We start from the raw sequence: 24876 nt of genomic DNA, 5'->3' as shown, positions 1-24876 counted from the left end.
CTGAATCTGCACTCACGTCCCGGGATTTTACGTGCTCGGAGCAGGAAAAGTGGCGCAGGGGAGTGGCGCAGGTCTCATTTTCCTATTGACGCGACTCGATTCCACCCGTACTTTCGGTTCTCAAAGTTTCGGGATAGTTACCGATAGTTTCTAAGGAGACGCCATGCGATCGGTCGCACGGACATCGGGGCGCGCGGCGGCTGCCGCGGCGCTGTCAGGGGTGCTGGTCCTCAGCGCCTGTTCCCCTCGGGGGGACGACGACCACGCGGGGATGGACGTCTGGATGTACCAGGACGATCTCGCCGTGGTCCAGGAGGCGGCGATCGAGGAGTTCAACACCGGCTCCACCGTCCACGCTCGGATGATCCCGGTACCCGGCGACGGCTACCAGGACAAGCTCCGCACCGCGATGGGCTCCGGTGACGTCCCCGACGTCTTCTTCAACTGGGGCGGCGGCAGCATCCGCCCCTACGTCGAGGCCGACAAGCTGCTGCCGCTGGACGACGCCCTGGCCGCCGACCCCGAACTCGCCGACGCGTTCCTGCCCTCGGTCATGGAGGCCGGACAGATCGACGGCGTGCAGTACGGCATCCCGTTGCGCGGAACGCAGCCGGTGATCCTCTTCTACAACAAGGACGTCTTCGCCGAGGCCGGCGTCGAGCCCCCGCAGACCTGGCAGGACCTCCTCGACCTCGTTGACACCTTCACCGAGGAGGACATCACCCCCTTCGCCCTGGCGGGCGCCGAGGGCTGGCCCCAGCAGATGTGGCTCCAGTACCTCGTGGACCGCCTCGGCGGCCCCGAGGTGTTCGGCCGTATCCAGGACGGCGACCCCGAGGGCTGGCGCGACCCGGTCGTGCTGGAGGCCGCCCGCACCGTGAGCGACCTCGTGGACCGCGGCGCCTTCGGCGACAACTTCGCCTCGGTCAACTACACCCAGGGCGGCGCACCCACCCTGCTGGCCCAAGGACGCGCCGCCATGCACCTCATGGGCTCCTGGGAGTACTCCACCCAGCTCAGCCAGGCTCCGGAGTTCGCCGAGGACGGACTGGGCTACCTCCCCTTCCCGGCCCTGCCCGACGGCGAGGGCGACCCGGCCAACGTGGTGGGCAACCCCACCAACTACTTCTCCGTCGGCGCCGACACCGATCACCCCGACGAAGCCGTGGCCTTCCTCAAACTGACATCGAGCCCCGACTACGTGCGCGACATGGTCGCCAACGGCGAGGTGCCCACCACCGCGAACGCCGCCGACCTGCTGGCCGACAGCCCCAGCCCCGACTTCGCCGAGTTCCAGTACCAGCTGGTCCAGGACGCCCCCGCCTTCCAGCTCTCCTGGGACCAGGCGCTGGAGAGCAGAATCGCCAACCCCATGAAGACCGAGATCCAGAAGCTGTTCAACGGCCAGAGCACCCCCGAGCAGTTCGTTGACGCCGTGGCGGCCCTGCGGTGACCACCGGGACCCGGCGCCCGCGCGGCCCCGCCACCGGGCGTCCGGGCGCCGTCTGGGCCCTCCCCGGCGCCCTCTTCTTCGCGCTCTTCGCCGTGGTGCCCATGGTGCTGGTGGCCTACCTGTCCTTCACCGACTGGGACGGTCTGGCCACCCCCGCGCCCACCGGCCTGGACAATTGGACGCGGCTGGTGGCCGACCCGGTGATGCGACAGGCCGTCGTCCTGAGCCTCGCGCTGACCGCCGCCACCTGGGCGGTACAGACTCCGATCGCGTTGCTGCTGGGGGTGTGGGCCGCCGGTCCCCAGCGCAACCGCGCCGTCCTCTCGGCGGTCTTCTTCTTCCCCCTGCTGTTGTCCTCTGCGGCCATCGCCGTCCTGTGGAAATCCCTGCTCGACCCCAACTTCGGCCCCGTCGCCCGCATCAGCGACGCCCTAGGCATGGGCAGCGGAAACATCCTGGGAACCTCGACCGGCGCGTTCACGGCCGTCGTCTTCGTCAGCGCCTGGCAGTTCATCCCGCTGCACGCACTGCTCTACCAGGGCGGCGCACGCCAGATCCCGGCCGTTCTCTACCAGGCGGCCGAAGTGGACGGCGCGGGGCGACTGCTGCGGTTCCGCCACATCACCCTGCCCCAGCTGCGCGCCACCATCACCACCTCCTCGGTGCTCATGGTGGTGGGCGCCCTCACCTACTTCGACACCGTGCTGATCCTCACCCAGGGCGGCCCCGGCACCGACACCACGATCGTTCCGTACCTGATGTTCTGGACCGGGTTCCGGGGCTACGAGCTGGGCTACGCCAGCGCCATCGCCTTCACCCTCGTGGTCGTGGCCACCACGGCCTCCCTGCTCATGGTCCGCCTCACCGGTTTCGGGGCGATGCGCAGCACCCGGGAGGGAATGTGAACCGCTCGTCCGCACCCCCCGCACCGCGACGCGCCCGCGCCAACCCGCTCGCGGGGCTCGGAGCCGCACTGTGGCTGCTGGTCGTGGCCGTGCCGCTGTACGCCATGCTCGTGGCCACCCTGCGCTCGCGTCCGGAGTACGCCCAGGCCAACCCGCTGACCCCGCCGACCCGGCCCACCGTCAACAACTACGTGCGCGCCATCGAGAACGGTTTCCTCGGTTTCGTCCTCAACACCGTCCTGATCACCGCGGGCGTCGTCGTCCTGGTCGTGTTCCTGTCCGCCACGGTCGGCTACGCGCTGGTGCGCTCGCGCACCCGCTTCAGCAGCGGCGTGTTCCGGCTCTTCCTCCTGGGCCTGGCCATTCCGGCCCAGGCGGTGATCATCCCGGTCCTGCTGATCATCAACCAGCTGGGCCTCAACGACACCCTGTTGGCCGTCATCCTGCCCACCGCCGCGTTCGCCCTGCCGGTATGCGTGCTCATCCTCACCGGCTCCATGCGCGACATCTCCGAGGAGCTCTATGAGGCGATGGCCCTGGACGGGGCCGGACAGTTGCGGGCCTTCGTGCAACTGGTCCTCCCGCTCAGCCGCTCGGGCCTGGCCACGGTCGCCGTCTACGCCGCGCTCCAGGCGTGGAACGGCTTCCTGTTCCCCCTCATCCTCATCACCTCGCCCGAGAAACGGCCCATCACCCTGGGCCTGTACGAGTTCCAGGGCCAGTACGGCACCGACATCCCCGGTCTGCTCTCGGCCGTCGTGCTCTCGGCCATTCCGATTCTGCTCCTTTACCTGGTGGCCCGGCGCTCCCTGGTCAACGGGCTGATGGGAGTGGGCGGCAAATAGGCCGACCGCGTGTGGTGAGACCAGCACCCCGGCCGGGGTGCCCCCAGCAAGCAGGAGGAGATCCGCATGACTTCGCCCCCGCACCACGCCGACCCGGTCGGCCGCCCCGCACCCTGGCGCGACGCCTCGCTGCCGGTGGCCCAGCGGGTCGGGGAACTCCTCGCGCGCATGACACTGCGGGAGAAGGTCGCCCAGCTCTACGGCGTGTGGGTGGGAGCCGACGACTCCGGCGAAGGCGTCGCCCCCCACCAGCACGACATGACCGTCGAGCCCCCCGACCTCGACGCCCTCGTCGAGCACGGGCTGGGCCAGCTCACCCGGCCGTTCGGCACCACCCCGGTGGACCCCGCCATGGGGGCGCTGGCGCTGGCCCGCTCCCAGGAGCGCATCACCGCGGCCAACCGGTTCGCCATCCCCGCCATCGCACACGAGGAGTGCCTGGCCGGTTTCACCGCATGGACCGCCACGATCTATCCCGTCCCGCTCGCCTGGGGGGCGACCTTCGACCCCGACCTGGTGGAGCGCATGGCCGCTCAGATCGGCGCGAGTATGCGCTCCGTGGGTGTGCACCAGGGCCTGGCCCCCGTCCTGGACGTCACCCGCGACCCCCGGTGGGGGCGCACCGAGGAGACCATGGGGGAGGACCCCTACCTGGTCGCCACCCTGGGCACCGCCTACGTGCGCGGCCTCCAGTCCGCCGGTGTGGTGGCCACCCTCAAGCACTTCGTGGGGTACTCGGCCTCGCGCGGGGCCCGCAACCTCGCCCCCGCCTCGGTCGGGCCCCGCGAGACCGCCGACGTGCTGCTGCCCCCCTTCGAGATGGCCGTCCGCCACGGCGGCGTCCGCTCGGTCATGCACTCCTACGCCGACGTGGACGGGGTCCCGGCCGCGGCCGACCGCTCCCTGCTCACCGGGCTCCTGCGCGAGCGGTGGGGATTCACCGGAACGGTCGTGGCCGACTACTTCGGGATCGCGTTCCTGCGCACCCTGCACGGGGTCGCCGGCACCGACGCCGACGCCGCGGCACTGGCCCTGCAGGCGGGCGTCAACGTCGAACTGCCCACCGTGCACTGTTTCGGCCCCCCGTTGCTGGAGGCGGTGCGCACCGGGCTGCTGCCGGAGGCCGCGGTGGACACCGCCGTGCGCCGGGTGCTCACCCAGAAGTGCGAACTGGGGCTCCTGGACGAGGACTGGACACCACTGCCGGCCGCCGTATCCGCGGGAGAGCGCGGCAGCATCGACCTCGACCCGCCCGAGAACCGTGCACTGGCCCGGCGGGTGGCCGAGGAGTCGGTCGTGCTGCTGGCCAACGACGCCGCCGTACTGCCACTGGGCGCGACCGCCAGGATCGCCGTCGTAGGGCCCTTGGCCGACGACCCGAACGCGATGCTGGGCTGCTACTCCTTCCCCGCCCACGTCGGGACCCACCACCCCGAGGTGCCGCTGGGAGTGGAGGTGCCCACCGTTCTGGCCGCACTGCGCCGGGAACTGCCCCGCGCCGAGATCACCCACGCCGCCGGATGCGCGGTGACCGGTGACGACGAGACCGGCTTCGCCGCCGCGCTGCACGCGGCCGAGGAGGCCGACGTGTGCGTGCTCGTGCTGGGCGACCGCGCCGGCCTCTTCGGCAGGGGCACCTCGGGCGAGGGGTGCGACGCCACCGACCTGACGCTGCCCGGGAGCCAGGAACGCCTCGCCCACGCACTGGCCGCTACCGGTACCCCTGTCGTCCTGGTGCTGTTGACCGGACGCCCCTACGCGCTGGGCGGCCTCGCTCCGCGGGTCGCGGCGCAGGTCCAGATGTTCTTCCCCGGCGAGGAGGGCGGTCCCGCGCTCGCCGGCGTCCTGGGCGGGCGGGTCGCCCCCTCGGGCCGGCTCCCGGTGAGCGTTCCCCGCGGCCCGGGGGGTCAGCCCTGGACCTACCTCGCCGCACCGCTGGGACTGCGCAGCGAGGTGAGCGCCGTTGACCCGACCCCACTGCACCCCTTCGGCCACGGCCTGTCCTACACCCGGTTCGAGTGGACCGATCTCCGGCTCGCGGACGAGGAGGCGTCCACCGACGGAGAGCTGCGGCTGGGATGCGCGGTGCGCAACACCGGGGCGAGGGCCGGAACCGAGGTCGTCCAGCTCTACCTCGGCGATCCGGTGGCACGGGTGGCCCGCCCCCTGCGCAAACTGATCGGCTACGCCCGCGTCGCGCTGGAACCGGGACAGGAGCGCAGGGTCGAGTTCACGGTGCCCGCCGACCTGGCCGCCTACACGGGGCCCGAAGGGCGGGCGATCGTGGAACCCGGAGAACTGGTCCTGGAGCTCGCGGCCTCCAGCTCCGACATCCGCCATACCGTCCGCCCGCACCTGGTCGGGCCGGTCCGGGAGGTGGACCACACCCGCAGGCTCACCGCCCCCGTCACGGTGGCCCCGCCCCGCTCCTGAGCCGGGCGGGCCCCGCGGCCCCGCCCGTACGGATCGCCCGGCGTCCGCGCCGCCGCACGGCGGCGATAGCCTGAACGGCGATCATGGTGACCAACAGCGACGACCGACACCCCGCCGTCCTCGACCGGCTGCGCATTCCCGCCCCGGCGCTGGCCGCACTGGCCTGCCCGCACTGCGGGGGCGCCCTCGCGCCCGTGCGCAACGCCTTGGGCTGCGCGGCCGGGCACTCCTTCGACGTGGCTCGGGAGGGCTACGCCAACCTGCTCTCCGGCCGCCCGGTGGCCGGCGGCGGCGACGACCGCGACATGGTCCGCTCCCGCGCCGACTTCCAGCGGGCCGGACACTACGCCCCGCTCGCCGACCGGGTCGCGGCGGTGGCGGTCCGCTGCTGGCCGGACGGGGTGGTCGCCGACATCGGCGCCGGGACCGGCTACTACCTGTCCGAGGTCCTCAACGCGCTGCCCGAGGCCGTCGGGGTTGCGGCGGACGCCTCCAAGTTCGCGCTGCGCCGCGCCGCCAAATGCCACGAGCGCGCCGGAGCGGTGGGCTGCGACGCCTGGCACGGCCTCCCGCTGGCCACCGGGGCGTTCGGACTGATCCTCAATGTCTTCGCGCCCCGCAACGGCCCCGAGTTCCACCGGGTGCTGCGTCCCGACGGCGCCCTCCTGGTCGTGACCCCCGCCCCGGGCCATCTCGCGCGGTTGCGCTCCCCCCTGGGGCTGATCGAGGTGGACCCGCGCAAGGAGGAGCGCCTGGCGACGAGCCTGGACACCCACTTCGCCCTGGAGAGCCGCGAGGACGTCGCCTTCTCCTTGGGGCTGAGCCGGGAGGAGGCCGTGGGGCTGGTCGCCATGACGCCCAGTGCCCGCCACACGACCCCGCAGGCATTGGTCGAGCGCGCAGCCGTCCTCACCGAACCGATCGAGGCCGCCGCCGCGTTCCACCTGTCGGTGTACCGACCCCGCTGACCTGCAGCGAGGCAAGGAAAGTGGGTGCGGCGCCCCGGCCTTCCCGCGATGACCGGAACCCAGGTACCGCGCTTCGGGCGCGGCGTCTCCTGCCACCGGGCGGAGCCGGACACGGGGGTGCCGGGTCGATCCGCAGCGACGACGCCTGGCCCGACGGTGCCGTCCACCCGCTCCCGCCGCTGCCCGCGGGCCCGGGTGGTACCGGTTGCGCCACCACGCCCGGGGGTTGACGCCCGGTCGGGAGGCCGACACCGCGGCCGTTGACGAAGATCGTGTTGACGCCTGCCTGTCGCAGCCGTGGCCGGCCCCGCCAACACCCTCGGCGGTGGTCCGGCCGGTCACCGGTACTCTCCGTCAACACGCGTCGTGCCGCGCCCGGGCCGGGCTCCACTGTGGTGACGCTCGCCCTGCCCCATGGGCGTTACCGCCATCGCCGGAAGGGTAGTTAAGCGCCGTGACTACCACTGGAGCGGGACGTGTAAGGGTCTGGGCACCCGAGAGCGAGCGGGTTCGAGTGCGGGCGCTGGGCGCCGACCACCCCATGGAGGCGACGCAGGGCGGCTGGTGGCAGGCGCAGGTCCCGGGCCTTGAGGCGGGCGTTGACTACGCCTTCCTCCTCGATGACGACGACACCCCTTTGCCCGACCCCCGTTCGCTGTGGCAGCCCGACGGCGTGCACGGCCCCACCCGCCGCTACGACCACGGGGCGTTCGCCTGGACCGACGACGCCTGGACCGGGCGCCGACTGCCCGGCGTCGTCTACGAGCTGCACGTCGGCACCTTCACCCCCGAGGGCACCCTGGACGCCGCCGTCAGCAGGCTGGACCACCTAGCCGCGCTCGGGGTGGACTTCGTCGAGGTCATGCCGCTCAATGCTTTCGACGGCCACCACGGATGGGGGTACGACGGCGTGCTGTGGGGGGCGGTGCACGAACCCTATGGCGGTCCCGACGCCTTCAAACGGTTCGTGGACGCCTGTCACGCGCACGGCATCGCTGTCCTCCTCGACGTCGTCTACAACCATCTCGGCCCGTCAGGTGCCTACCTTCCCCGTTTCGGCCCCTACTTCAGCGGCGAGAACGCGTGGGGCCCCTCCCTCAACCTCGACGGCCCCGGCTCCGACGAGGTCCGCGCCTACGTCATCGACAACGCGCTGGGCTGGCTGCGCGACTTCCACCTGGACGGGTTGCGCCTGGACGCCGTGCACGCGCTGCGCGACACCCGGGCGGTCCCCATCCTCACCGAACTCGCCGCCGAGGTGGACGCACTGTCCGCCGGGCTGGGCCGCCCGCTCAGCCTGATCGCCGAATCCGACCTCAACGACCCCCGCACCGTCACCGCACGCGAGGCGGGGGGCGTCGGGATGAGCGCCCAGTGGTGCGACGACCTGCACCATGCGCTGCACGCGGCGCTGACGGGGGAGGACCACGGTTACTACCGCGACTTCGCCGCCCCCGGCGTGCTGGCACACACCCTGTCCCATGCCTTCCTGCACGCGGGCACCTGGTCGTCCTTTCGCGGCCGAACCCACGGAGCCCCGGTGGACACCGCGCGCCTGCCCGGCCACCGCTTCCTCGCCTACCTGCAGAACCACGACCAGATCGGCAACCGCGCCGCCGGTGACCGCATGGCCGCGACCGTCTCCAGCGGCCTGCTGGGCTGCGGCGCCGCGCTCGTCCTGTGCTCTCCCTACACCCCGATGGTGTTCATGGGGGAGGAGTGGGGGGCCGGCACCCCCTGGCAGTTCTTCGCCTCCTTCCCCGATCCGGAGCTGGCCCGGGGTGTTCGCGAAGGACGCAGACGCGAGTTCGCCGCGCACGGCTGGGGCGAGGCCGACGTTCCCGACCCGATGGATCCGGCCACCCGGGACCGCTCGGTGCTGGACTGGGGAGAGCCGGAACGGGCTTCGCATCGCGCGGTGCTGGAGCTCTACCGCGTGCTCATCGCGCTGCGCCGTTCCCACCCCGAGCTTGCCGACCCGCGGCTGGACCGCTACCGGGTCACCGCCGACGCGGGCGGTCGGGTGTTGACGATCCATCGCGGCCGGGTGCGGCTGGTGTGCAACCTGGGTAACGAACCGGCCGCTGTGTCGCTGGACGCTCCGGCCGCCGACGTCCTGCTGGTCTGGGGCGGCGCCGAGGTGGACGGACGCGAGACGCGCCTGGGGGCGGAGTCCTTCGCGCTGTTGCGCGTCCAGCCGTAGTGCCCAAGGGCCCGCACCGGCGGTCATGGTCGGCGCGCCCCGGAACCGGTCCACCCGCTGTGCGGGGAGTGCGTTGCCGGAGCGCGCCGCGAAACGGCGGCTATCCGGTGGCTTCCCGCCGGTGGGCGGCGATCAGCTCCCGGTACCAGTGGTAGCTGTCCTTGGGCAGCCGCTCCAGGGTGTCGTAGTTGACCCGGACGATTCCGAAGCGGCGTTCGTAGCCGTACGCCCACTCGAAGTTGTCCAGCAACGACCACACGAAGTATCCGCGTACGTCAACGCCGGCCTTTATCGCCGCCGACAGCGCGCTCAGGTGGTCGCGCAGGTAGGCCACCCGGTCGGTGTCGTGCACCTTGCCGTCGGCGGCCACTTCGTCGGGTTCGGCGGACCCGTTCTCGGTGATCAGGATCGGCGGCAACCCCGGGTAGCGGCGGTCGAGGTCCACGAGCAGGTCGGTGAAGGCGTCGGGAACCACCGGCCAGTCCATCGTGGTGCGGCGGGGGCCCTCGATGGGCTGTTCGGGGGCCCGTACGTCCACGGCGGTGCGCAGCGCGGGGTCGGGCTCGTTGTGCGGTGCGTCGGCGACCATGATCGGTCGGTAGAAGTTCACCCCGAGGAAGTCCAACGGCGCACCGATGATGTCCAGGTCCCCCTCGCGGCGGAAGGAGCCGTCGGCCAGCGGGCCCCATACCTCGTCCTCGTTGGCGGGGTAGGCGCCGTTGAACAGCGGCTCCAGCCAGACCCGGTTGTGCAGGGTCTCGGCGCGGTCGGCCGCCGCGCGGTCGGCGGGGGAGTCCGAGGCGGCCAGGAGCCGGTCCAGGTTGAGGGTGATGCCGACCTCGGAGGCTCCCGCCGCGCGCAGGCGCCGGGTGGCCAGTCCGTGTGCCAGGAGCAGGTGGTGGGCGGCGGCCAGTGCGGGAGTGCCCTCGCGCGCTCCCGGGGCGTGGCGGCCCACGGCGTACCCGATGAAGGCCGAGCAGAACGGTTCGTTCAAGGTGATCCAGCGCCGCACCCGGTCGCCCAGGCCCTCGGCCACGATCGTCGTGTACTCGGCGAAGCGTTCGGCGGTGTCGCGCGAGCGCCAGCCGCCCGCGTCCTCCAGCGCCTGGGGGAGGTCCCAGTGGTAGAGCGTCGGAACCGGCTCGATCCCGGCCGCCAGCAGCGCGTCCACCAGGCGGTCGTAGAAGTCCAGGCCCTTGGGGTTGGCGGTGCCGGAACCGGTCGGCTGGATCCGCGGCCAGGCCACCGAGAAGCGGTAGGTGTCCACTCCCAGGTCGCGCAGCAGCGCGACGTCCTCGTGGTAGCGGTGGTAGTGGTCGCAGGCGACGTCGCCGTTGTGGCCGCCCAGGACCAGACCGGGGGTGTGGCTGTAGGTGTCCCAGATGGAGGGACCCCGTCCGTCGGCGGTGGCCGCGCCCTCGATCTGGTAGCTGGCCGTGGCCGCGCCGAACAGGAATCCTGCGGGGAAAGTGGGGAGGGGGTCCGTGGTCACGGCGGCTCCTGACGGTCGGGCGGCAAAGAATTAACCGGTTCAGCTCACCAGGGTAGGCGCCGCCCGGGGCTGGGTCGAGGGGAAGGACCCTTTGTTTCAGGGGGATTGCCGCGCCCTTTATCTATACTAAATCAGTAGGTTTAATATAAAATTGCGCTGTTCCGTGGTGCTCCGGCACCGTCCCTTTTCCTGTCGAGGACAACGCATGAGCAACGACGAACCCGAGAAGTCGGCCCCCGTCCGGCCGCGCATCAGTGAGGACTGGGCCGCCACCATCACCGGCCTGGTGCTGCTCGCCGCAGCCCTGGTCGGCCTCATCCCCGCAGGGCTGGTGCCCTGATGGCCGCCGAGGACGCCGGGGTGCGCCCCGGTGCGAAATCCGAGTCCGCGCAGATCGATCCGGCCCCCCGGCCGGCCTGGTACTGGGCGGTTATCGGGGTCGCCGTTGTCGTCGCACTGGCCGCAGCCACGCGCACCCTGGAAACGGTGGTGCCCGAGGCCGCCCAGGGCACCGCTCTCGGCGGCCTCGCCTCGGCGGTCGAGTATCCCGTCTACGCCATCATCCTCGGGCTGGTGGCCAACGCGCTGCTCAGCGTGGCGGGGCTGCGCGACCGGCTGGCCGGCGGCTTTCGCACCGAGTTCTTCATCAAGACCGGTCTGGTGCTGCTGGGTTCCACCGTCCTCTTCGACGTGATCGTGCGTTCCGCGGGGCCGGCGGTCCTCCAGGCCCTGGTCCTGGTCTCCTCGGTGTTCCTGTTCACCTGGTGGCTGGGCGGACGCCTCGGCCTGGACGACCGGCTGCGCGCACTGCTCGCCTCGGCGGTCTCCATCTGCGGGGTCAGCGCCGCCATCGCCGCGGCCGGGTCGGTGCAGGCGAAGAAGGAGCAGTTGGCCTACACCGCGAGCCTGGTCATCCTGTTCGCGGTGCCCTCCATCTTCCTGCTGCCCTGGCTGGTCGAGGTCATCGGGCTCAGCGACGCCCAGGCGGGGGCGTGGATCGGCGGCAACATCGACACCACCGCTGCGGTTGCGGCTGCCGGTGCCATCGTGGGGGAGGGGGCGCTGCAGATCGCCTCCGTGGTCAAGGCGACGCAGAACGTCCTGATGGGCGTGGTCGCCGTCGCCCTGACGGCCTACTTCGCCTTCGTGGTCGCCCCGCGAAGCGGTGCGGAGCCGGCCGCCGCGTCCGCGTCGTGGGGCCGCACGTTGTGGGAACGGTTCCCCAAGTTCGTGCTCGGATTCCTGGTGGCGTCGGTGGTCGCCACGATCTGGGCGGGAACGGTCGGGGAGGCCGCTCAGTCCGGGCTGGACACCGCCAAGGCATTGCGCGACTGGTTCCTCATCGCGGCTTTCACCAGCATCGGTCTGGAGTTTCGGGTCGGGGCGCTCAAGGAGGCCGGCTGGCGTCCGATCGGGGTGTTCGCAGCGGCCACCGTTGTCAACCTGCTCCTGGGGCTGGCATTGGCGGTCCTGCTGTTTCGCGGGGTGGTGGTCTGACCTTTCCGGTCGGCGAAGTCCATCGCCGGAGGGCGTGGACGGAGGTCTTTGCCCCTGCGGCTCCATCGCGCACTCCTCGCGCGGTGGAGCCGCGTCCGCAGGGGGATGCTCACGCATTGACACGCTTTCGTAACCCTGGTTCTATGGCATAGATCACATAAATGGGAGCGCTCCCAAATGGTGATCCTTCCGCATCCGGCACCCCCTCATCGTCGGTCCCCCTGCGAAAGGACTCTCGTGTTCCGCGAACCCGGTAGACGAGCGCCACGTACCCTTACCGCCACCGCCCTCGCCTGTTCCGCAGTACTGGCCGGTGCCGCGCTCGTCGCGGCACCCGCTCACGCCGACGTCGGACCGATCGTCAAGGTCAACCAGGTCGGCTACTTCCCCGACGGCCCCAAGAACGCCACGGTGACCACCGACGCCGCGAGTCCGCTCGCCTGGGAGCTCAGCACCTCCTCCGGGACGGTTGTCGCGGAGGGCACGACCACGCCCCGCGGCTACGACCCCTCCACCGACACCCGGGTGCACAGCGTTGACTTCAGCGACTACACCGAACCCGGAAGCGGCTACCGGCTCACCGTGGACGGTGCGGCCAGCCACCCCTTCGACCTGGACACCGGTGCCTACGACGCCCTGCGGGTGGACGCGCTGTCCTTCTACTACCCCCAGCGCAGCGGGATCGAGATCCTCGATTCCGTCGCCCCCGGCTACGGTCGTGCCGCCGGTCACGTGGGCGTCGCCCCCAACCAGGGCGATATCAGCGTTCCGTGCGCACCCGGGACCTGCAACTACTCCCTGGACGTGTCCGGTGGCTGGTACGACGCGGGCGACCACGGCAAGTACGTGGTCAACGGCGGGATCTCGGTGCACCAGGTGATGAGCGCTTTCGAGCGCACCGGCGTGGCCGATGTCCAGGAGGGCGCCCTGGGCGACTCCACCCTGCGCGTGCCCGAGCACGGCAACGGGGTCCCCGACGTCCTGGACGAGGCCCGCTGGCAAATGGAGTTCATGCTGAAGATGCAGGTGCCCGCCGGGCAGCCGCGGGCGGGCATGGCCCATCACAAGATCCACGACGAAAACTGGACCGGGCTTCCCCTGATGCCCGCAGCCGACCCCCAACGGCGCTACCTCCAGCCGCCCTCCACCGCGGCCACGCTCAACCTCGCCGCCACAGCCGCCCAGTGCGCCAGGGTCTTCGAGCCCTACGACTCCGGGTTCGCCGCCGAGTGCCTGGACGCGGCCGAGACGGCCTGGACGGCGGCCAAGGCCAATCCGGCCGTCTATGCCCCCGCCGAAGGCCAGGGCGGCGGCCCCTACAACGACAACGACGTCACCGACGAGTTCTATTGGGCCGCGGCGGAACTGTTCATCACCACCGGCGCCCAGCAGTACCGCACCGAGGTCACCGCCTCGCCTTTGCACACCGAGAACGTGTTCCGCGACTTCGGCTTCGAGTGGGCCTCGACCGCCCCGCTGGCCCGGCTCCAACTCGCCACCCTGCCCAACGGCCTCGCCGACCGCGACCGTGTGCGTGCCTCCGTGGTCACCGCGGCCGACCGGGTGGTGGAGATCGTCAACGACAGCCCATGGGGCCTGGCCTACGCCACCGAGGACGGAGCGTTCTACTGGGGCTCCAACAACCTGGTGATCAACAACCTGATCATCGCGGCCACGGCCTACGACCTCACCGGCGACGACGTCTACCGCGACACCGTCCTGCAGGGCATGGACTACATCTTCGGCCGCAACGCCCTGGGCCAGTCCTACGTGACCGGTTACGGGGAGAACGACGCGCGCAACCAGCACAGCCGTTGGTACGCCCACCAGCTCGACCCGAGTCTGCCCAATCCGCCGGACGGAACCCTGGCCGGCGGCCCCAACTCCCAGAGCTGGACCTGGGACGAGCTCGCCCATCAGGAATTGACCGGATGTGCGCCCCAGACCTGCTATCTCGACGACATCCACTCCTGGTCCACCAACGAGCTGACCATCAACTGGAACGCCCCGTTGTCCTGGATCGCCTCCTTCATCGCCGACCAGGGGCAGGGCGGTGACGACCCGGGCAGTGGGGACACCACCGCGCCCACCGTTCCGGGGGCTCCGGTCGCCTCCGGGATCACCGGCCAGGGCGCCGTCCTGACCTGGGACGCCTCCACCGACAGCGGAGGAAGCGGCCTGGCCGGCTACGACGTCTACCGGGTGACCGGCTCCGGCACCGAACTGGTCGGCTCGCCCACGGCCGTTTCCCTCACCCTGACCGGCCTCACTCCCGACACCGGCTACACCCACCGCGTGGTGGCGCGCGACCGGGCCGGCAACCGGTCCGCAGCCGGGGCCGACGGAACGTTTCGCACGGTTGCGGGAGGCGGCGATTCCGCGTGCCGAGTCGCCTACACCGCCAACACCTGGCAGGGTGGGTTCACCGGCTCGGTCCGTCTGACCAACACCGGTGACACCCCCCGCTCCGGCTGGCAACTCACGTTCGCCTTCGCCGCGGGCCAGACCCTGACCAACGGGTGGAACGCCCAGTGGTCCCAATCCGGGAACACGGTGACCGCCACCTCCTTGGCCTGGAACAACACGCTCGCACCGGGAGCCTCCGTGGACCTGGGATTCAACGGGGCCTGGTCGGGGTCCAACCCCGCCCCCACCGGGTTCACCCTCAACGGCGCCACCTGCGCCGTCGCCTGACGGCCCGGCGCGGGCCCCTCCCCTCCACAACACATGGAGGGCGGTCGCAAGGGCCCGCGCCGGGTTCACCCCCGTCATCCCGCCCCGGACGGGTGGTCCTCCGTCGCACCACCGGTCTCCACGCATTCGATTCTTCCGGTCTGTCCGGTGCGGTCACACCCCGTGCGGCCGGGTTGCCGACGCTTTCCGGTTCCGGTCTGCCCCGGTGATCGTTGTCCGTCGGAAAACACCACTGCTGCTCCGAGATATTCGCCGGCTTCCGGGGAAGTCGCCCCAGGGCGTCGGGGAGCGATTGCGAAGCGCGTCCCTCTTCGCACCGGTGGTGCCAGTATGTGCAGCAGAGAAATCGGTCGGACCGGGCGGGTGAGGCGCGGCCGGTCCGACCCGAGAAAGGGAGCCACAGTGACGATCCCCGAACGCGTGCGGTTGACCGAGGCCGACGACGCCGAGCGGATGCCGGTCACCCAGCGGGCGATCGAGCGGATCAAGTCGATGATCGCCGAGGGGGCGCTCGGTCCCGGCCAGCGTCTGCCCACCGAGCGCGAGCTCTCGGCGGAGATGGGACTGTCGCGCAGTTCGATGCGCGAGGCGATCCGGGCCCTGATCACCCTGGGCGTTCTGGAGGCCCGGCACGGAGCCGGCGTCTATGTTACCGCGCTGCGGCCCGCCGACCTGCTGGAGACGTTTTCGGTGCTGGCCGAGATCTCGCACGGCCAGACCCTGGTCGAGGTGCTCCAGGTGCGCCGCATGCTCGAACCGGCCGCCACCGCGCTGGCCGCTGCTCGCGCCACCGACGACCAGCTGCGCCACCTGGCCGGCCTGCTCGACCGGATCGGCCACGGCACCAGTGTGGGGGAGACGGTCTCCGCGGACCTCACCTTTCACCAGGCCATCGTGGCCAGCACCAACAACGCGACCCTGGCCGCGATCAACGGGGGGCTGTCGTCGCACACGTTCAACGCGCGGGTGTGGCGCGGCCACCGGGAGGAGGGGATGACCGTGCGCCTGCGCGAGGACCACGAGCGCATCTACCGGGCGCTGCTGGCGCGCGACCCCGATGCCGCACGGGCCGCGGCCACCATGCACATCCTCGAGGTGGAGAACTGGTTGTGCGCCCACCTGGACGATTTCGGGTAGTTGACCGCCTGGAGATCTACTTTGTAAAGGTGGTGGATTCCGTCGAACCGTCGTCGCACTCCGATCTTCCCAGGGCCTGGTCCACGCACTGCTGCAATAGGTCGCAGGTGTACTGGAACTCGTCCATGAGCCGGGTCGCCTCCACCATCAGGATCCCGTAGGGCCGGGTGTGGTCGGCGAGCGGTAGGGACCCGTTCTCGGTTTCGTCGCTCAGGAGGGTGCGGCACTCCTGCGCCCTCTCCGCCTGCGCGCACAGGTGCCGGGCCTGCTCACGCAGCCGGTCCTCGTCGAGCTCGCTGAGCAATCGGGTGATCTCGCCCGTCGCCGCGAGGAGGTCGCCGTAGCCGCGCACGAACGCGCGGTGGTCCGCTCCGCGCTCGTCCTCCCAGCGCGCCTGGTCCAGCCCGAGCGTCACCGAAACCAGCTGGCGCGCGACCCGGTCCAGTGCTTCGACCAGGGCGGCGTAGCCGGTGAAACTGGTGTGCCCCCGGTGGCGCCGCAGGAATCCCCGGGGGTTGAGGTAGACGCTCTCCTGCGCCGTCTGCACGCCGGAACGGGCCTGTTCCACCAGCGTTTGCATCCGTTCGGCCCGGGTGCGCCACTGGTCCGTGGAGTCGGGGTCCAGTGAGTCCTCGCTGAGCGAGGGGTGGATGTCGCCGACGAGGTCGCAGAGGGCGTGTGCCAGGGAACGGATGCCGTATTCGGCGCTCCGGTACCGCATCGGCGGAAAGACCAGCAGGTTCACCAGGATCCCCACCGCACAGCCGATGAGCACCAGCACGATGATCTGGCCGAGCTGGGTGAGGCGTTCCACGGTTCCGGTGGTGCTGACGTAGGTGGAGAAGGCGAAGAACGCGGCGGTCGCCACCTGGGAGCCCTGGGCGCCCAGCGCCGACCAGCGGCCGATCACCAGAGCGACCAGGGTCACCAGTACGAAGGCGGCCATGTCGGGGCTGACGGCGAACCCGATCAGTCCCTGCAAGGCCACGCCCGCGGCCACCGCCGCCACGTACCGCAGCGACTGCGCCACCGACTGGTAGACCGTCACCTGCATCATCAGCAGTGCCGAGAACGGTGCGAACGCAGCGGAGGACGCCTGCATCAGGTGGTAGGCGATCAACCAGGACACGCTCGCGGCCAGGGTGCTCTTGCCGATCGACAGCAGCGTGTGGCGTTCGTGGCTCTCCGAGCCCGCCGCGCGCCGCAACCACTGCTTCGACCTGGCCCAGGGGCCCTGTTCCGCCACCCATGTCCGCCGCCCGGGCACGACCTGCACCATCGCTCGCTCCTTCTTCCCCGATCGAACATCCGTTCCTGCCGCGCTACCCCGATCGACGCGGTCCTCCCATGATCGGTCCACTCGACGCCGCATGTCCGTGCCCCGAACCGTTTGCCCCACAGGCTCAGGGGCAGTGGGGCACCGCCGACACAGGGGAGGGCGCAGCCGTGACCGAATCGGCCAACAGCCACCAAATCGCGGCCGGTGCCGGTCACACCGCGCTGCCCGACCACGCTCGAACCGTCGCCGCGGCGTTGGCCGAGGAGATCCGCAGGGGCGGACTGGACCTCCCGCTCCCCGGCAAGGGCCGAACCTGGCAGCGTTGGGAACGGCTGCGCGATCTCGGTCGCCGCGACCTGTCCTTGGCCCGCCTGGCCGAGGGGCATACCGACGCGGTGGCCATCCTCGACGAACTCCACGGTCCCGATCCCGGACCGGGCACGCTGTGGGGGGTCTGGGCCGCCCATCCGCCGGGGCCCGACCTGCACGCCCGTCGTGACGGCGGGAAATGGCGGGTGGACGGGGTCAAACGCTTCTGCTCCGGCGCGCGGATATGCACCCACGGCCTGGTCAGCGCGTTGGTCGAGGGGGAGGGCCGCCGACTGTTCGCGGTCCTTGCCGACACCGTCGTCGCCGACCCCCGAACCTGGGCGGCCTGCGGGATGACCGCCAGCGACACCCTGACGCTCGTGTTCGACGCTGTCCCGGCCGAGCCGGTCGGCGCCCCGGGCGACTACATCGGGCGCCCGGGCTTCCACCACGGCGGAATCGGAGTGGCCGCGTGCTGGTACGGCGGCGCACTGGCCCTGGCCCGCCCGCTCGTCGAGCGCGCGGCGGCCGGCCGGGCCGATGCCCACGCACTGGCGCGCATGGGGGCCGTTGACCGCGACCTGCACGCAGCGGAGGCGGTCCTGCGCCTTGCCGCCCACGAGATCGACGCGGACCCCCATGACCTGGCGGGCGGCGCCGCCCGCCGAACGCTGCGCGCCCGGGCAGTGGTCGCCGCGACGTGCGCCTCCGTCCTCGCCGACGCCGGCAGCGCGCTGGGCGCCGGCCCCTTGGCCGCGGACCCCGAATACGCCCGCGCCTGCGCGGACCTCCCCGCCTACCTGAGCCAACACCAGAACGACCGCGCGCTGGAGACGCTCGGCTCGCTCGCCACCAACCGGGAAAAGGAGACGGCCAATGGCCACGGGAATGGGTGACCGCGATCCCGCGCACCCCATCGATGCTCGCGGAACCGCTGAGGAAGACTGGCGCGCCTGGCCCGACCTCGCACAGTTCCCCCTTCTCGACCTCGACGGCGTACGCAGTGTGGTCGTGGTCGCCCCGCACCCCGACGACGAGGTGCTCGGCTTCGGCGGGAGCCTCGCCCTGCTGGCCGAGGCGGGAGCCCGGTTGCGCATCGTGGCCGTCACCGACGGCGAGGCGTCGCACCCGAACAGCCCGACCCTCGCCCCGGGCGAACTCGTCGCCCGCCGCTCCGCCGAGCGCGCCGAGGCGCTGCGCTGTCTGGGAGCGGAGTCCGCCGAGGTGGTCAAACTGTCCATCCCCGACGGATCGGTGGGGGCGGCCCAGGCCGAAGTCGCGACCCGGCTCAACGCCCTGTGCTCCGGCTTCGACCTGTGCCTGGCCCCGTGGCCGGGCGACCTGCACCCCGACCACGACGCCACCGGGCGCGCCGCGGAGGCGGCGGCCGTTGCGGCGGGTACCCCCCTCGCCCACTACCCGGTGTGGATGTGGCACTGGGCCGTCCCCGGGCAGGGCGAGGTCCCCTGGCACGACGGGAGGCGCATCGACCTCCCCGCGAACATCCAGCGCCGCAAGGCCGAGGCGGTCAACTGCTTCACCACCCAGATCGCACCGTTGAGCGAACACCCCGACGACGCCGCGATCCTGTCCGAACAGATGCTCGCCCACTTCGACCGCCCCACAGAAATCGTGTTCCGATGACACTCGGTGCCACCTACTTCGACGACGCCTACGCCCGCTCCGGCGACCCATGGGGGTTTCGCACCCGCTGGTACGAGCGCCGCAAACGAGCGCTCACCCTGGCGTCGCTGCCGCGCGAACGCTACCGGCGGGGGTTCGAACCGGGCTGCTCCATCGGCGCACTGACCCGGATGCTCGCCGCGCGCTGCGATTCCCTCGTGGCCTGGGAGGGCGCAGAAACGGCGGTCGTCCGAGCCCAGGAGCACCTACGGGGTGCGGAGCACGTGCACCTCGCCCAAGGGCGGATCCCCCAGGACTGGCCGAGCGGCGACTTCGATCTGGTGGTGCTCTCGGAACTGCTCTACTACTTCGACGGCACCGATCTGGACGCGGTGCTGTCCCGGACCGTTTCCGCACTGCGGCCCGGAGCGACCCTCCTGGCGGTGCACTGGCGCCACGAGGTCGTCGAACATGTTCGCACCGGCGACGACGTCCACGCCGCGCTCGGTTCCCTTCCGGGCCTGGTCCGCGTCGTCGGCCACGTCGAAACCGACTTCGTGCTCGACGTCTTCGAGGCCCCTGGCCCGGGCGGCGCACGTTCGGTCGCCCAACGCGAGGGGCTGGCGTGATCCAGACGGTCGCCGTGGTGGTCCCGGCCAACGACGAGGCCCCGCGCATCGAGCGGTGCCTCCGCGCGATTGCCGACGCGCTGGCCGCGAGCCCCCTCGCGCCCGACCGTTGTCACCTGGTCGTGGTCGCCGACGACTGTCGCGACGCCACGGCGGCCCTCGCCCGGGCCCGCGGCGCCCACGTACTCGAGGTCGCACACCGCAGCGTCGGGGCCGCGCGGGCCACGGGGATGCGCTACGCGCTGGGCCGTTCCGGCGCCCACCCCGCGCATGAGATCTGGCTGGCCACCACCGACGCCGACAGTGTCGTGCCCCGTCGCTGGCTGACCGCGCAACTGGGGTACGCCGCGGCCGGCTGGGACGCGGTGGTGGGCACAGTGGCCGTGGCCGACTGGTCGCGGCGCCCCCCGGGACTGGCCGAGGCGTTCGCGCGCCAGTACGACGCGCACCGGGAGGAGCATCCGCACGTGCACGGGGCCAACCTCGGGGTGCGGGCATCCGCCTACCTCGACGTCGGCGGGTTCGCCCCGCTGGCCCGTGCCGAGGACCACGCACTGGTGGCCGGACTCGGTGCCCGCGGTCATCGCATCCGGCGCCCCGTCGATCTCCCCGTCCGCACCTCGGCCCGATCCGCCCCCCGAGTGCCCGGGGGATTCGGTGACCGGCTAACCGACATCGCGGCGGGGATCGGATAGCCGTTGACGGCACCGCCTGTATCGGCAAGGACGCCCCCGGTCAGTGCTCCAGGGGCCCGGCCGCGTCGATGGCTTCGTCCGGTGCGCGGACCGGGGCCTACCCGGAGCACCTGTCAGGGGCTCCAGGCCCATGCGCCGACCCGGTCCGACCGCACGGCCGGGAGAGCACGCCACAGCGGCAGCTGCGCCGGGTCCTCGTGGGCGGCCTTGCCGGGGCGGGCGTCCTGGAGCGGTTCCGCGTGGCCACGTCCTGAAATCGCGAGCGGCCATGCGCGGAGCTCGTCATCGTCGTGCCCGCGTCCGGTCCTGCGCCTTTGCGGAGCAGCCGAGAACGCGCGGCGGCCATGCGCGCCGGACAGTCGGGCAGCTCCGCAACCGCCCACTCCGAAACGGGAGCGAGCGCGCAGATGTGCGCTTTTCATCGGGCACCGTGCCCCGGCCTCTTGCCGCATTCCTGTTCCGACAGCGCTCAGCCGACGAACACGCGCTCGCGCCCCGCGTAGACGTTCATCGACTCGCCCCTCAAAAAGCCCACCAGGCTCAGCCCGGAATCCGCTGCCAGCTCCACCGCCAGCGAACTCGGCGCCGAGACCGCTGCCAGCAGGGGGATGCCCGCCATCAGGGCCTTCTGCGCCAGCTCGAACGAGGCCCGCCCCGACACCAGCAACCCGGTGCCCGACAGCGGCAGCCCGCGCTCGCGCGTCGCCCACCCGACCAGCTTGTCCACGGCGTTGTGGCGGCCCACATCCTCGCGCACGGCCAGCAGTTCGCCCTCGGGGGTCACCAGCGCCGCCGCGTGCAGGCCGCCGGTGCGCTCGAACACGCGCTGCGCTTCGCGCAACCGGTCCGGCAGGGCGGCCAGGACCGAGGTGGAGAAGCGCACCGGGTCGCCGTCCACCGGGAACCGGGCGATGGTGCGCACCGCCTCCAGACTCGCCTTCCCACACACCCCGCACGAGGACGTCGTGTAGAAGTTGCGCTCCAACGACAGCTCCGGCACCGTCACCCCGGGGGCCAGCACCACGTCCAGCACGTTGTAGGTGTTGGACCCGTCGTCCGTCGCCCCCGCGCAGTAGCGGATCGAGTGGACCTGCTCGGCTTCGGTGACCACGCCCTCGCTCACCAGGAACCCGGTGGCCAGTTCGAAGTCGTGCCCCGGTGTGCGCATGGTGACCGCGAGTGCCCGACCGCCCAGGCGGATCTCCAGCGGCTCCTCCACGACGAGGGAGTCCAGCCGTTCGCCCGACTCCGCCCCCTTGATCCGCCACACCTTGTCCCGGACCGTGACTCGACCCATTAGTCTCGCCGCCCTCCCGCATCGTTGCTTGCCCTCCCATCATGCAGGCCGATCGTGTCTGACCGAACCGCCAGGTCGCGGCGGTCCCCACAGTGGCCCGATCGGAGACGGTCACGGGCGACCGATGGCGCGGTTGCGGGGGAAGCCGGTCCAAGGACGGCATGGGCGACGCGGGACAGAGGCGAACGGCTGTGGACCAGTGGAACGCATACAGCCGGGTCCGGGAACGGGCGGCCGGGGCGCGGGCCCCCGATTTTGCCGGGCACGCTCTTCCCCGGCGAAACGCCCGTGCTCACCCGACCGATGCGCAGCTGATCCGCTCCTCACGACGAGCGGTCACCCCTCGGGCGTCGGCCGGTCGAGCCGGTTGTAGGCGGTGCCCGGGGCGAGGTCCTGACCGCCGAAGAGATGGGAGACCGTCACGAAGTGGTAGCCCTTGGCGCGCAATCCTCGCAACACCTGGGGGATCGCGTCCACGGTGGGGCGGTGGATGTCGTGGAACAGCACCACGCTGCCGGGGGTCGTGTCGGCGATCGCGCTCTTGACGGTCTTGGCGGAGTCGCGGTGCTGCCAGTCCAGGGTGTCCACGTCCCACATGATCATCGGCAGGCCCACGTGCTTCTGGGCGTTGGCGTCGTGGGCCCCGTAGGGCGGTCGCAGGGTGGGTGTGTCCGCCCCGGTCGCCTCCCGCACCGCTTTGCTCGTGCGGGCGATGTCGGCCGCGACGGCCTTCCCGGAAAGACGGGTGAGGTCGTCGTGCTTCCAGGTGTGGTTGCCCAGCTCGTGGCCTTCCCTGGTCGCGCGTCGGAGCACGTCCTTGTTGTCGGCCACGAGTTCGCCCAGAACGTAGAACGTCGCGGGCGCGGAGTACGCGGCGAGGTGGTCCAACAGCAGTGCTGTGTCGGGACCGGGGCCGTCGTCGAAGGTCAGCGCCACGCACGCGACGCGGGAGCAGTCCATGGTGTGGGCGGGGGCCTTCTCCTTCCCCGGAACGGGAAGCACGGCTTTTCCGGTGGCCGACTTCTGGGCCCGCAGCCCGAACTCCGAGAGCAGTCCGGCGCTTTGGGGCACGGTGATCTGGACGTCGTCGGAGCCGGCGACCTCGCCTGGGCTGAGGCTGACCACGAGGTCGCCGGCCGCGGTGAAGCCGAGATCCTCCAACGGGGAACCCTTGTGCTTGTCGGCGTCGGCCCACGCGACCGTGGCGTCCACCGGAGAGGGCGACGGCGAAGCCGCTCTGCTCGGTGTCGCAGAGGCCGGGGAGGAGGGCGCGGACAGACCCGCGGGAAGGGCATCGGAGGCGACGTCGTGCTCACTGATCAGAAGACGCGCGACCCGGTCGCCGAGTTCGCTGATCGCCGGTTCGCCGTCGAGTAGCGCCGTCCAGGGCAGCGCGAGCTTCGTGCGGCCGTCGTACCAGCGTGTCGTGGCGTTGCTGCGGCCGGAGTCCCCGTTCTTCTCCTGGGCGACCAACCGCGCCCCCATGACGTCGGCGGAGGCCGCGAGCAGGTGGGTCTCCTGGACCAGGGTAGCGTTCTTGGACCCGTTGGAGAGGAACGCCGTCTCCAGTTCGGCCATCGTCGTGCGGATCTCCAGGGTCAGCGGGTGGGCGCCGGGCAGGAAGGGGTAGCGGGCGGTCGTCGCGATTCCGTCGGCGGTGACGACCTCCTCCCGCTGGTCGAGGTCGGTGAGTGCGCTGGTGCTCACCAGTCGCAGGCCCGGTGGCAGTGCCTCCTCCGGGGCCGGAGTGGAGCAGGCGGCCAGGACGCACAGCGTCGCGACCGCTACTGCGGCGGCCGGACGGTGACTGCGGGAAGTGGAGTGTGAGAGCACGGCGCATCGACCTGTCGGTGGGTGACGGAGAAACCCGCCTGTGCGGCCCCGGCACGGGAAGCGGCCGGGGAAACAGAAGGCATGCCGAAAGTACGATTTCTCATCACTCTGTGCAATCAGAATGTGTGTGTTTTGGCGATAATTGGTGTGCTTTGGGACTCCTCGTGAGGCAATCGTTAATCGCTGAACAGGTACTTCTTGCCCCGGTCGCGGGAGGGGGCGATTGCGGGACACGCCTGCTGGCTACCGCAGCGAGGTTGCCCTGCGTAGTTGAATGGCCTTTCGGGGCGGTGTTTCTGCGGTGGGAGGCGGTCGGCGCATGAAGGTGCTGGTGACGGGTGGAGCGGGTTTCATCGGTTCCCATCTGGTGGACCACCTGCTCGATCTGGGCCGTGAGGTGGTGATCCTGGACGACCTGTCCACCGGAAACCCCCTCAACCTCGACCGGGCGCTGCGCGATCCGCGCCTCGACGTCGTCCAGGGCTCGGTGCTGGATCCGCACTCGCTCGACCGCGCGATCGCCGGTTGCGACACCGTCTACCACCTCGCCGCACCCGTGGGCGCGCTGCTGGTCGCCCCCGCCCCCTTGCAGGTGCTGCGGGTCAACACGGTCGGTACCGAACGGGTGCTCGCCGCGGCGCTGGAACACGACTGTTCCGTGCTGCTGGCCTCCACCGCCGAGGTCTACGGCCGCAGCCAGGGAGAGCCCCTGCGCGAGAGCGACGACCGCATTCTCGGCCCCGACCGGACGGGCCGTTGGTGCACCGCCGTGGCCAAGGGACTGGCGGAGTTCCTGACCGCCCGCTACCACCACGAGTTCGGACTGCCCACGGTCAGCGTCCGACTCTTCGACGTGGCCGGACCGCGACAGAGCGCCCGCTACGGAATGGTCCTGCCGACCTTCGTCGAGCAGGCCCTCCAGGGCCGCCCGCTGACCGTGCACGGCGACGGTTCCCAACGCCGTTGTTTCTGTTCGGTGCACGACGTCGTGCCCGCTTTGGTGCGCCTGGTCCAGCAACCCGGCGCGTACGGACGCGCGGTCAACCTCGGCGCCACCGAGCAGACCAGCATCCTGCACCTGGCCCAACGGGTCCGCACGGTGACCGGCTCCACCTCCGACCTGGTCACCATCGACCACGAGATCGCGCGCGGCCCCGGCTACGTCGAGGCCGGGCACCGGGCCCCCGACACCGGCCTGGCCCGCGCACTCATCGGGTGGGGGGCGACCACCGACCTCGACGCGATCATCGAGTCCGTCGTGCGGGAGAGGAGAACGGTGGCGGAGCTCATCGACAGCGCAGCCATGGTCTGAACAGGGTGAGGGCCGGTGCGGTCGCGCTGCGCGCCGCGGGCGGCACCGGGCACAAGAAAATCACTTGTCCGCGGATGCCGTCCCCGTTACCGTTGAAGACGTGAAGTGACGACATCGAGACCGCCCGCGTCCGTGGCGCTCCCGCTCCGCGTTCCGGTGGCGGTCGAGCAGGCCCGGCGGGCACAACCGAGACCCCTGTCCGGTGTGGGCTCGGTGTCGTCCCTTCTATGCCTCGGCACGGTCCGCGTGTGCGGCCGGGCCGTGCCGAATCG

General features: G+C 71.3%; 19 protein-coding genes. 15 read left to right on the top strand and 4 right to left on the bottom strand.

Annotation, left to right across the window (positions count from 1 at the left end):
- The first annotated feature begins 163 nt into the window (after window positions 1-163).
- The 6 genes from AC0VYP_RS13605 to treZ all read left to right on the top strand — a co-directional run bounded on the left by AC0VYP_RS13605 (window position 164) and on the right by treZ (window position 8807).
- Complete coding sequence (locus AC0VYP_RS13605; RefSeq protein WP_285760064.1) at window positions 164-1453, top strand: ABC transporter substrate-binding protein; 1290 nt, start codon at window positions 164-166, stop codon at window positions 1451-1453.
- A 101-nt stretch (window positions 1454-1554) separates the two neighbouring features.
- Entirely contained in the window at window positions 1555-2358 is an 804-nt protein-coding gene (locus AC0VYP_RS13600) for a carbohydrate ABC transporter permease (protein ID WP_475474253.1), read from the top strand.
- The gene (locus AC0VYP_RS13595; protein WP_475469968.1) at window positions 2355-3203 is read left to right on the top strand and encodes a carbohydrate ABC transporter permease; all 849 of its coding nucleotides are present in this window, start codon (window positions 2355-2357) and stop codon (window positions 3201-3203) included. The genes AC0VYP_RS13600 and AC0VYP_RS13595 overlap by 4 nt, the downstream gene beginning before the upstream one ends.
- Before the next feature lie 66 nt (window positions 3204-3269).
- Entirely contained in the window at window positions 3270-5636 is a 2367-nt protein-coding gene (locus AC0VYP_RS13590; protein WP_475469966.1) for a beta-xylosidase/alpha-l-arabinosidase, read from the top strand.
- A gap of 83 nt (window positions 5637-5719) precedes the next feature.
- The gene (locus tag AC0VYP_RS13585) at window positions 5720-6604 is read left to right on the top strand and encodes a putative RNA methyltransferase (RefSeq protein ID WP_475469965.1); all 885 of its coding nucleotides are present in this window, start codon (window positions 5720-5722) and stop codon (window positions 6602-6604) included.
- A gap of 454 nt (window positions 6605-7058) precedes the next feature.
- Entirely contained in the window at window positions 7059-8807 is a 1749-nt protein-coding gene (gene treZ, locus AC0VYP_RS13580; protein WP_285760059.1) for a malto-oligosyltrehalose trehalohydrolase, read from the top strand.
- Window positions 8808-8907: 100 nt separating this feature from the next.
- Here treZ and AC0VYP_RS13575 read toward each other — a convergent pair whose 3' ends face one another.
- Window positions 8908-10299 (bottom strand): GH1 family beta-glucosidase, encoded by a 1392-nt coding sequence (locus AC0VYP_RS13575; RefSeq protein ID WP_475469963.1) that lies wholly within the window; start codon window positions 10297-10299, stop codon window positions 8908-8910.
- A gap of 205 nt (window positions 10300-10504) precedes the next feature.
- On the opposite strand from AC0VYP_RS13575, the gene AC0VYP_RS13570 reads away from it, so the two are divergent.
- The 4 genes from AC0VYP_RS13570 to AC0VYP_RS13555 all read left to right on the top strand — a co-directional run bounded on the left by AC0VYP_RS13570 (window position 10505) and on the right by AC0VYP_RS13555 (window position 15627).
- Window positions 10505-10639, top strand: coding sequence for a hypothetical protein (locus tag AC0VYP_RS13570; protein WP_285760057.1), 135 nt, complete (start codon window positions 10505-10507; stop codon window positions 10637-10639).
- Window positions 10639-11796 carry a YeiH family protein gene (locus AC0VYP_RS13565; RefSeq protein WP_285760056.1) on the top strand — a complete coding sequence of 386 codons (1158 nt, stop codon included), beginning with the start codon at window positions 10639-10641 and terminating at the stop codon, window positions 11794-11796. Before AC0VYP_RS13570 ends, AC0VYP_RS13565 begins: the two co-directional genes overlap by 1 nt.
- Before the next feature lie 237 nt (window positions 11797-12033).
- A complete protein-coding gene (locus AC0VYP_RS13560) occupies window positions 12034-14490 on the top strand; it encodes a glycoside hydrolase family 9 protein (RefSeq protein ID WP_475469960.1) in 2457 nt (818 codons plus the stop codon).
- Between the two features lie 453 nt (window positions 14491-14943).
- A complete protein-coding gene (locus AC0VYP_RS13555; RefSeq protein WP_285760169.1) occupies window positions 14944-15627 on the top strand; it encodes a FadR/GntR family transcriptional regulator in 684 nt (227 codons plus the stop codon).
- 16 nt (window positions 15628-15643) lie between these two features.
- Here AC0VYP_RS13555 and AC0VYP_RS13550 read toward each other — a convergent pair whose 3' ends face one another.
- Window positions 15644-16906 (bottom strand): FUSC family protein, encoded by a 1263-nt coding sequence (locus AC0VYP_RS13550; protein WP_475469958.1) that lies wholly within the window; start codon window positions 16904-16906, stop codon window positions 15644-15646.
- Between the two features lie 167 nt (window positions 16907-17073).
- Here AC0VYP_RS13550 and AC0VYP_RS13545 point away from each other — a divergent pair, with 167 nt between their 5' ends.
- The 4 genes from AC0VYP_RS13545 to AC0VYP_RS13530 are packed head-to-tail and all read left to right on the top strand — an operon-like array spanning window position 17074 to window position 20162.
- Window positions 17074-18111, top strand: coding sequence for an acyl-CoA dehydrogenase (locus AC0VYP_RS13545; protein ID WP_475469956.1), 1038 nt, complete (start codon window positions 17074-17076; stop codon window positions 18109-18111).
- Window positions 18092-18859 (top strand): PIG-L deacetylase family protein, encoded by a 768-nt coding sequence (locus AC0VYP_RS13540; RefSeq protein ID WP_285760052.1) that lies wholly within the window; start codon window positions 18092-18094, stop codon window positions 18857-18859. Before AC0VYP_RS13545 ends, AC0VYP_RS13540 begins: the two co-directional genes overlap by 20 nt.
- On the top strand, window positions 18856-19467 hold the full coding sequence (locus AC0VYP_RS13535; protein WP_285760051.1) for an SAM-dependent methyltransferase: 612 nt from the start codon (window positions 18856-18858) through the stop codon (window positions 19465-19467). The genes AC0VYP_RS13540 and AC0VYP_RS13535 overlap by 4 nt, the downstream gene beginning before the upstream one ends.
- Complete coding sequence (locus tag AC0VYP_RS13530) at window positions 19464-20162, top strand: glycosyltransferase family 2 protein (RefSeq protein ID WP_475469954.1); 699 nt, start codon at window positions 19464-19466, stop codon at window positions 20160-20162. Before AC0VYP_RS13535 ends, AC0VYP_RS13530 begins: the two co-directional genes overlap by 4 nt.
- Before the next feature lie 469 nt (window positions 20163-20631).
- Here the strand turns inward: AC0VYP_RS13530 and fdhD are convergent, their stop codons facing one another.
- Both fdhD and AC0VYP_RS13520 read right to left on the bottom strand, forming a co-directional pair.
- On the bottom strand, window positions 20632-21459 hold the full coding sequence (gene fdhD / locus AC0VYP_RS13525; protein ID WP_475469952.1) for a formate dehydrogenase accessory sulfurtransferase FdhD: 828 nt from the start codon (window positions 21457-21459) through the stop codon (window positions 20632-20634).
- Between the two features lie 336 nt (window positions 21460-21795).
- Entirely contained in the window at window positions 21796-23292 is a 1497-nt protein-coding gene (locus AC0VYP_RS13520) for a polysaccharide deacetylase family protein (RefSeq protein ID WP_475469950.1), read from the bottom strand.
- 319 nt (window positions 23293-23611) lie between these two features.
- Between AC0VYP_RS13520 and AC0VYP_RS13515 the strand changes: the two genes are divergently transcribed.
- Window positions 23612-24604 carry an NAD-dependent epimerase/dehydratase family protein gene (locus AC0VYP_RS13515; protein ID WP_285760047.1) on the top strand — a complete coding sequence of 331 codons (993 nt, stop codon included), beginning with the start codon at window positions 23612-23614 and terminating at the stop codon, window positions 24602-24604.
- The last annotated feature ends 272 nt before the right edge of the window (window positions 24605-24876 follow it).

It is taken from the genome of Nocardiopsis sp. iso_186, from assembly GCF_056173365.1.
This window is presented reverse-complemented; position numbering and strand designations above follow the sequence as displayed.

Bases quoted from the DNA above. Each gene is read 5' to 3' on its own strand.
- AC0VYP_RS13515 (WP_285760047.1), top strand. From the start codon at position 23,612: ATGAAGGTGCTGGTGACGGGTGGAGCGGGTTTCATCGGTTCCCATCTG.
- AC0VYP_RS13565 (WP_285760056.1), top strand. From the start codon at position 10,639: ATGGCCGCCGAGGACGCCGGGGTGCGCCCCGGTGCGAAATCCGAGTCC.
- AC0VYP_RS13585 (WP_475469965.1), top strand. From the start codon at position 5,720: ATGGTGACCAACAGCGACGACCGACACCCCGCCGTCCTCGACCGGCTG.
- AC0VYP_RS13555 (WP_285760169.1), top strand. From the start codon at position 14,944: ATGCCGGTCACCCAGCGGGCGATCGAGCGGATCAAGTCGATGATCGCC.
- AC0VYP_RS13540 (WP_285760052.1), top strand. From the start codon at position 18,092: ATGGCCACGGGAATGGGTGACCGCGATCCCGCGCACCCCATCGATGCT.
- AC0VYP_RS13605 (WP_285760064.1), top strand. From the start codon at position 164: ATGCGATCGGTCGCACGGACATCGGGGCGCGCGGCGGCTGCCGCGGCG.
- AC0VYP_RS13590 (WP_475469966.1), top strand. From the start codon at position 3,270: ATGACTTCGCCCCCGCACCACGCCGACCCGGTCGGCCGCCCCGCACCC.
- AC0VYP_RS13550 (WP_475469958.1), bottom strand. From the start codon at position 16,906: ATGGTGCAGGTCGTGCCCGGGCGGCGGACATGGGTGGCGGAACAGGGC.
- AC0VYP_RS13600 (WP_475474253.1), top strand. From the start codon at position 1,555: ATGGTGCTGGTGGCCTACCTGTCCTTCACCGACTGGGACGGTCTGGCC.
- AC0VYP_RS13570 (WP_285760057.1), top strand. From the start codon at position 10,505: ATGAGCAACGACGAACCCGAGAAGTCGGCCCCCGTCCGGCCGCGCATC.
- fdhD (WP_475469952.1), bottom strand. From the start codon at position 21,459: ATGGGTCGAGTCACGGTCCGGGACAAGGTGTGGCGGATCAAGGGGGCG.
- AC0VYP_RS13535 (WP_285760051.1), top strand. From the start codon at position 18,856: ATGACACTCGGTGCCACCTACTTCGACGACGCCTACGCCCGCTCCGGC.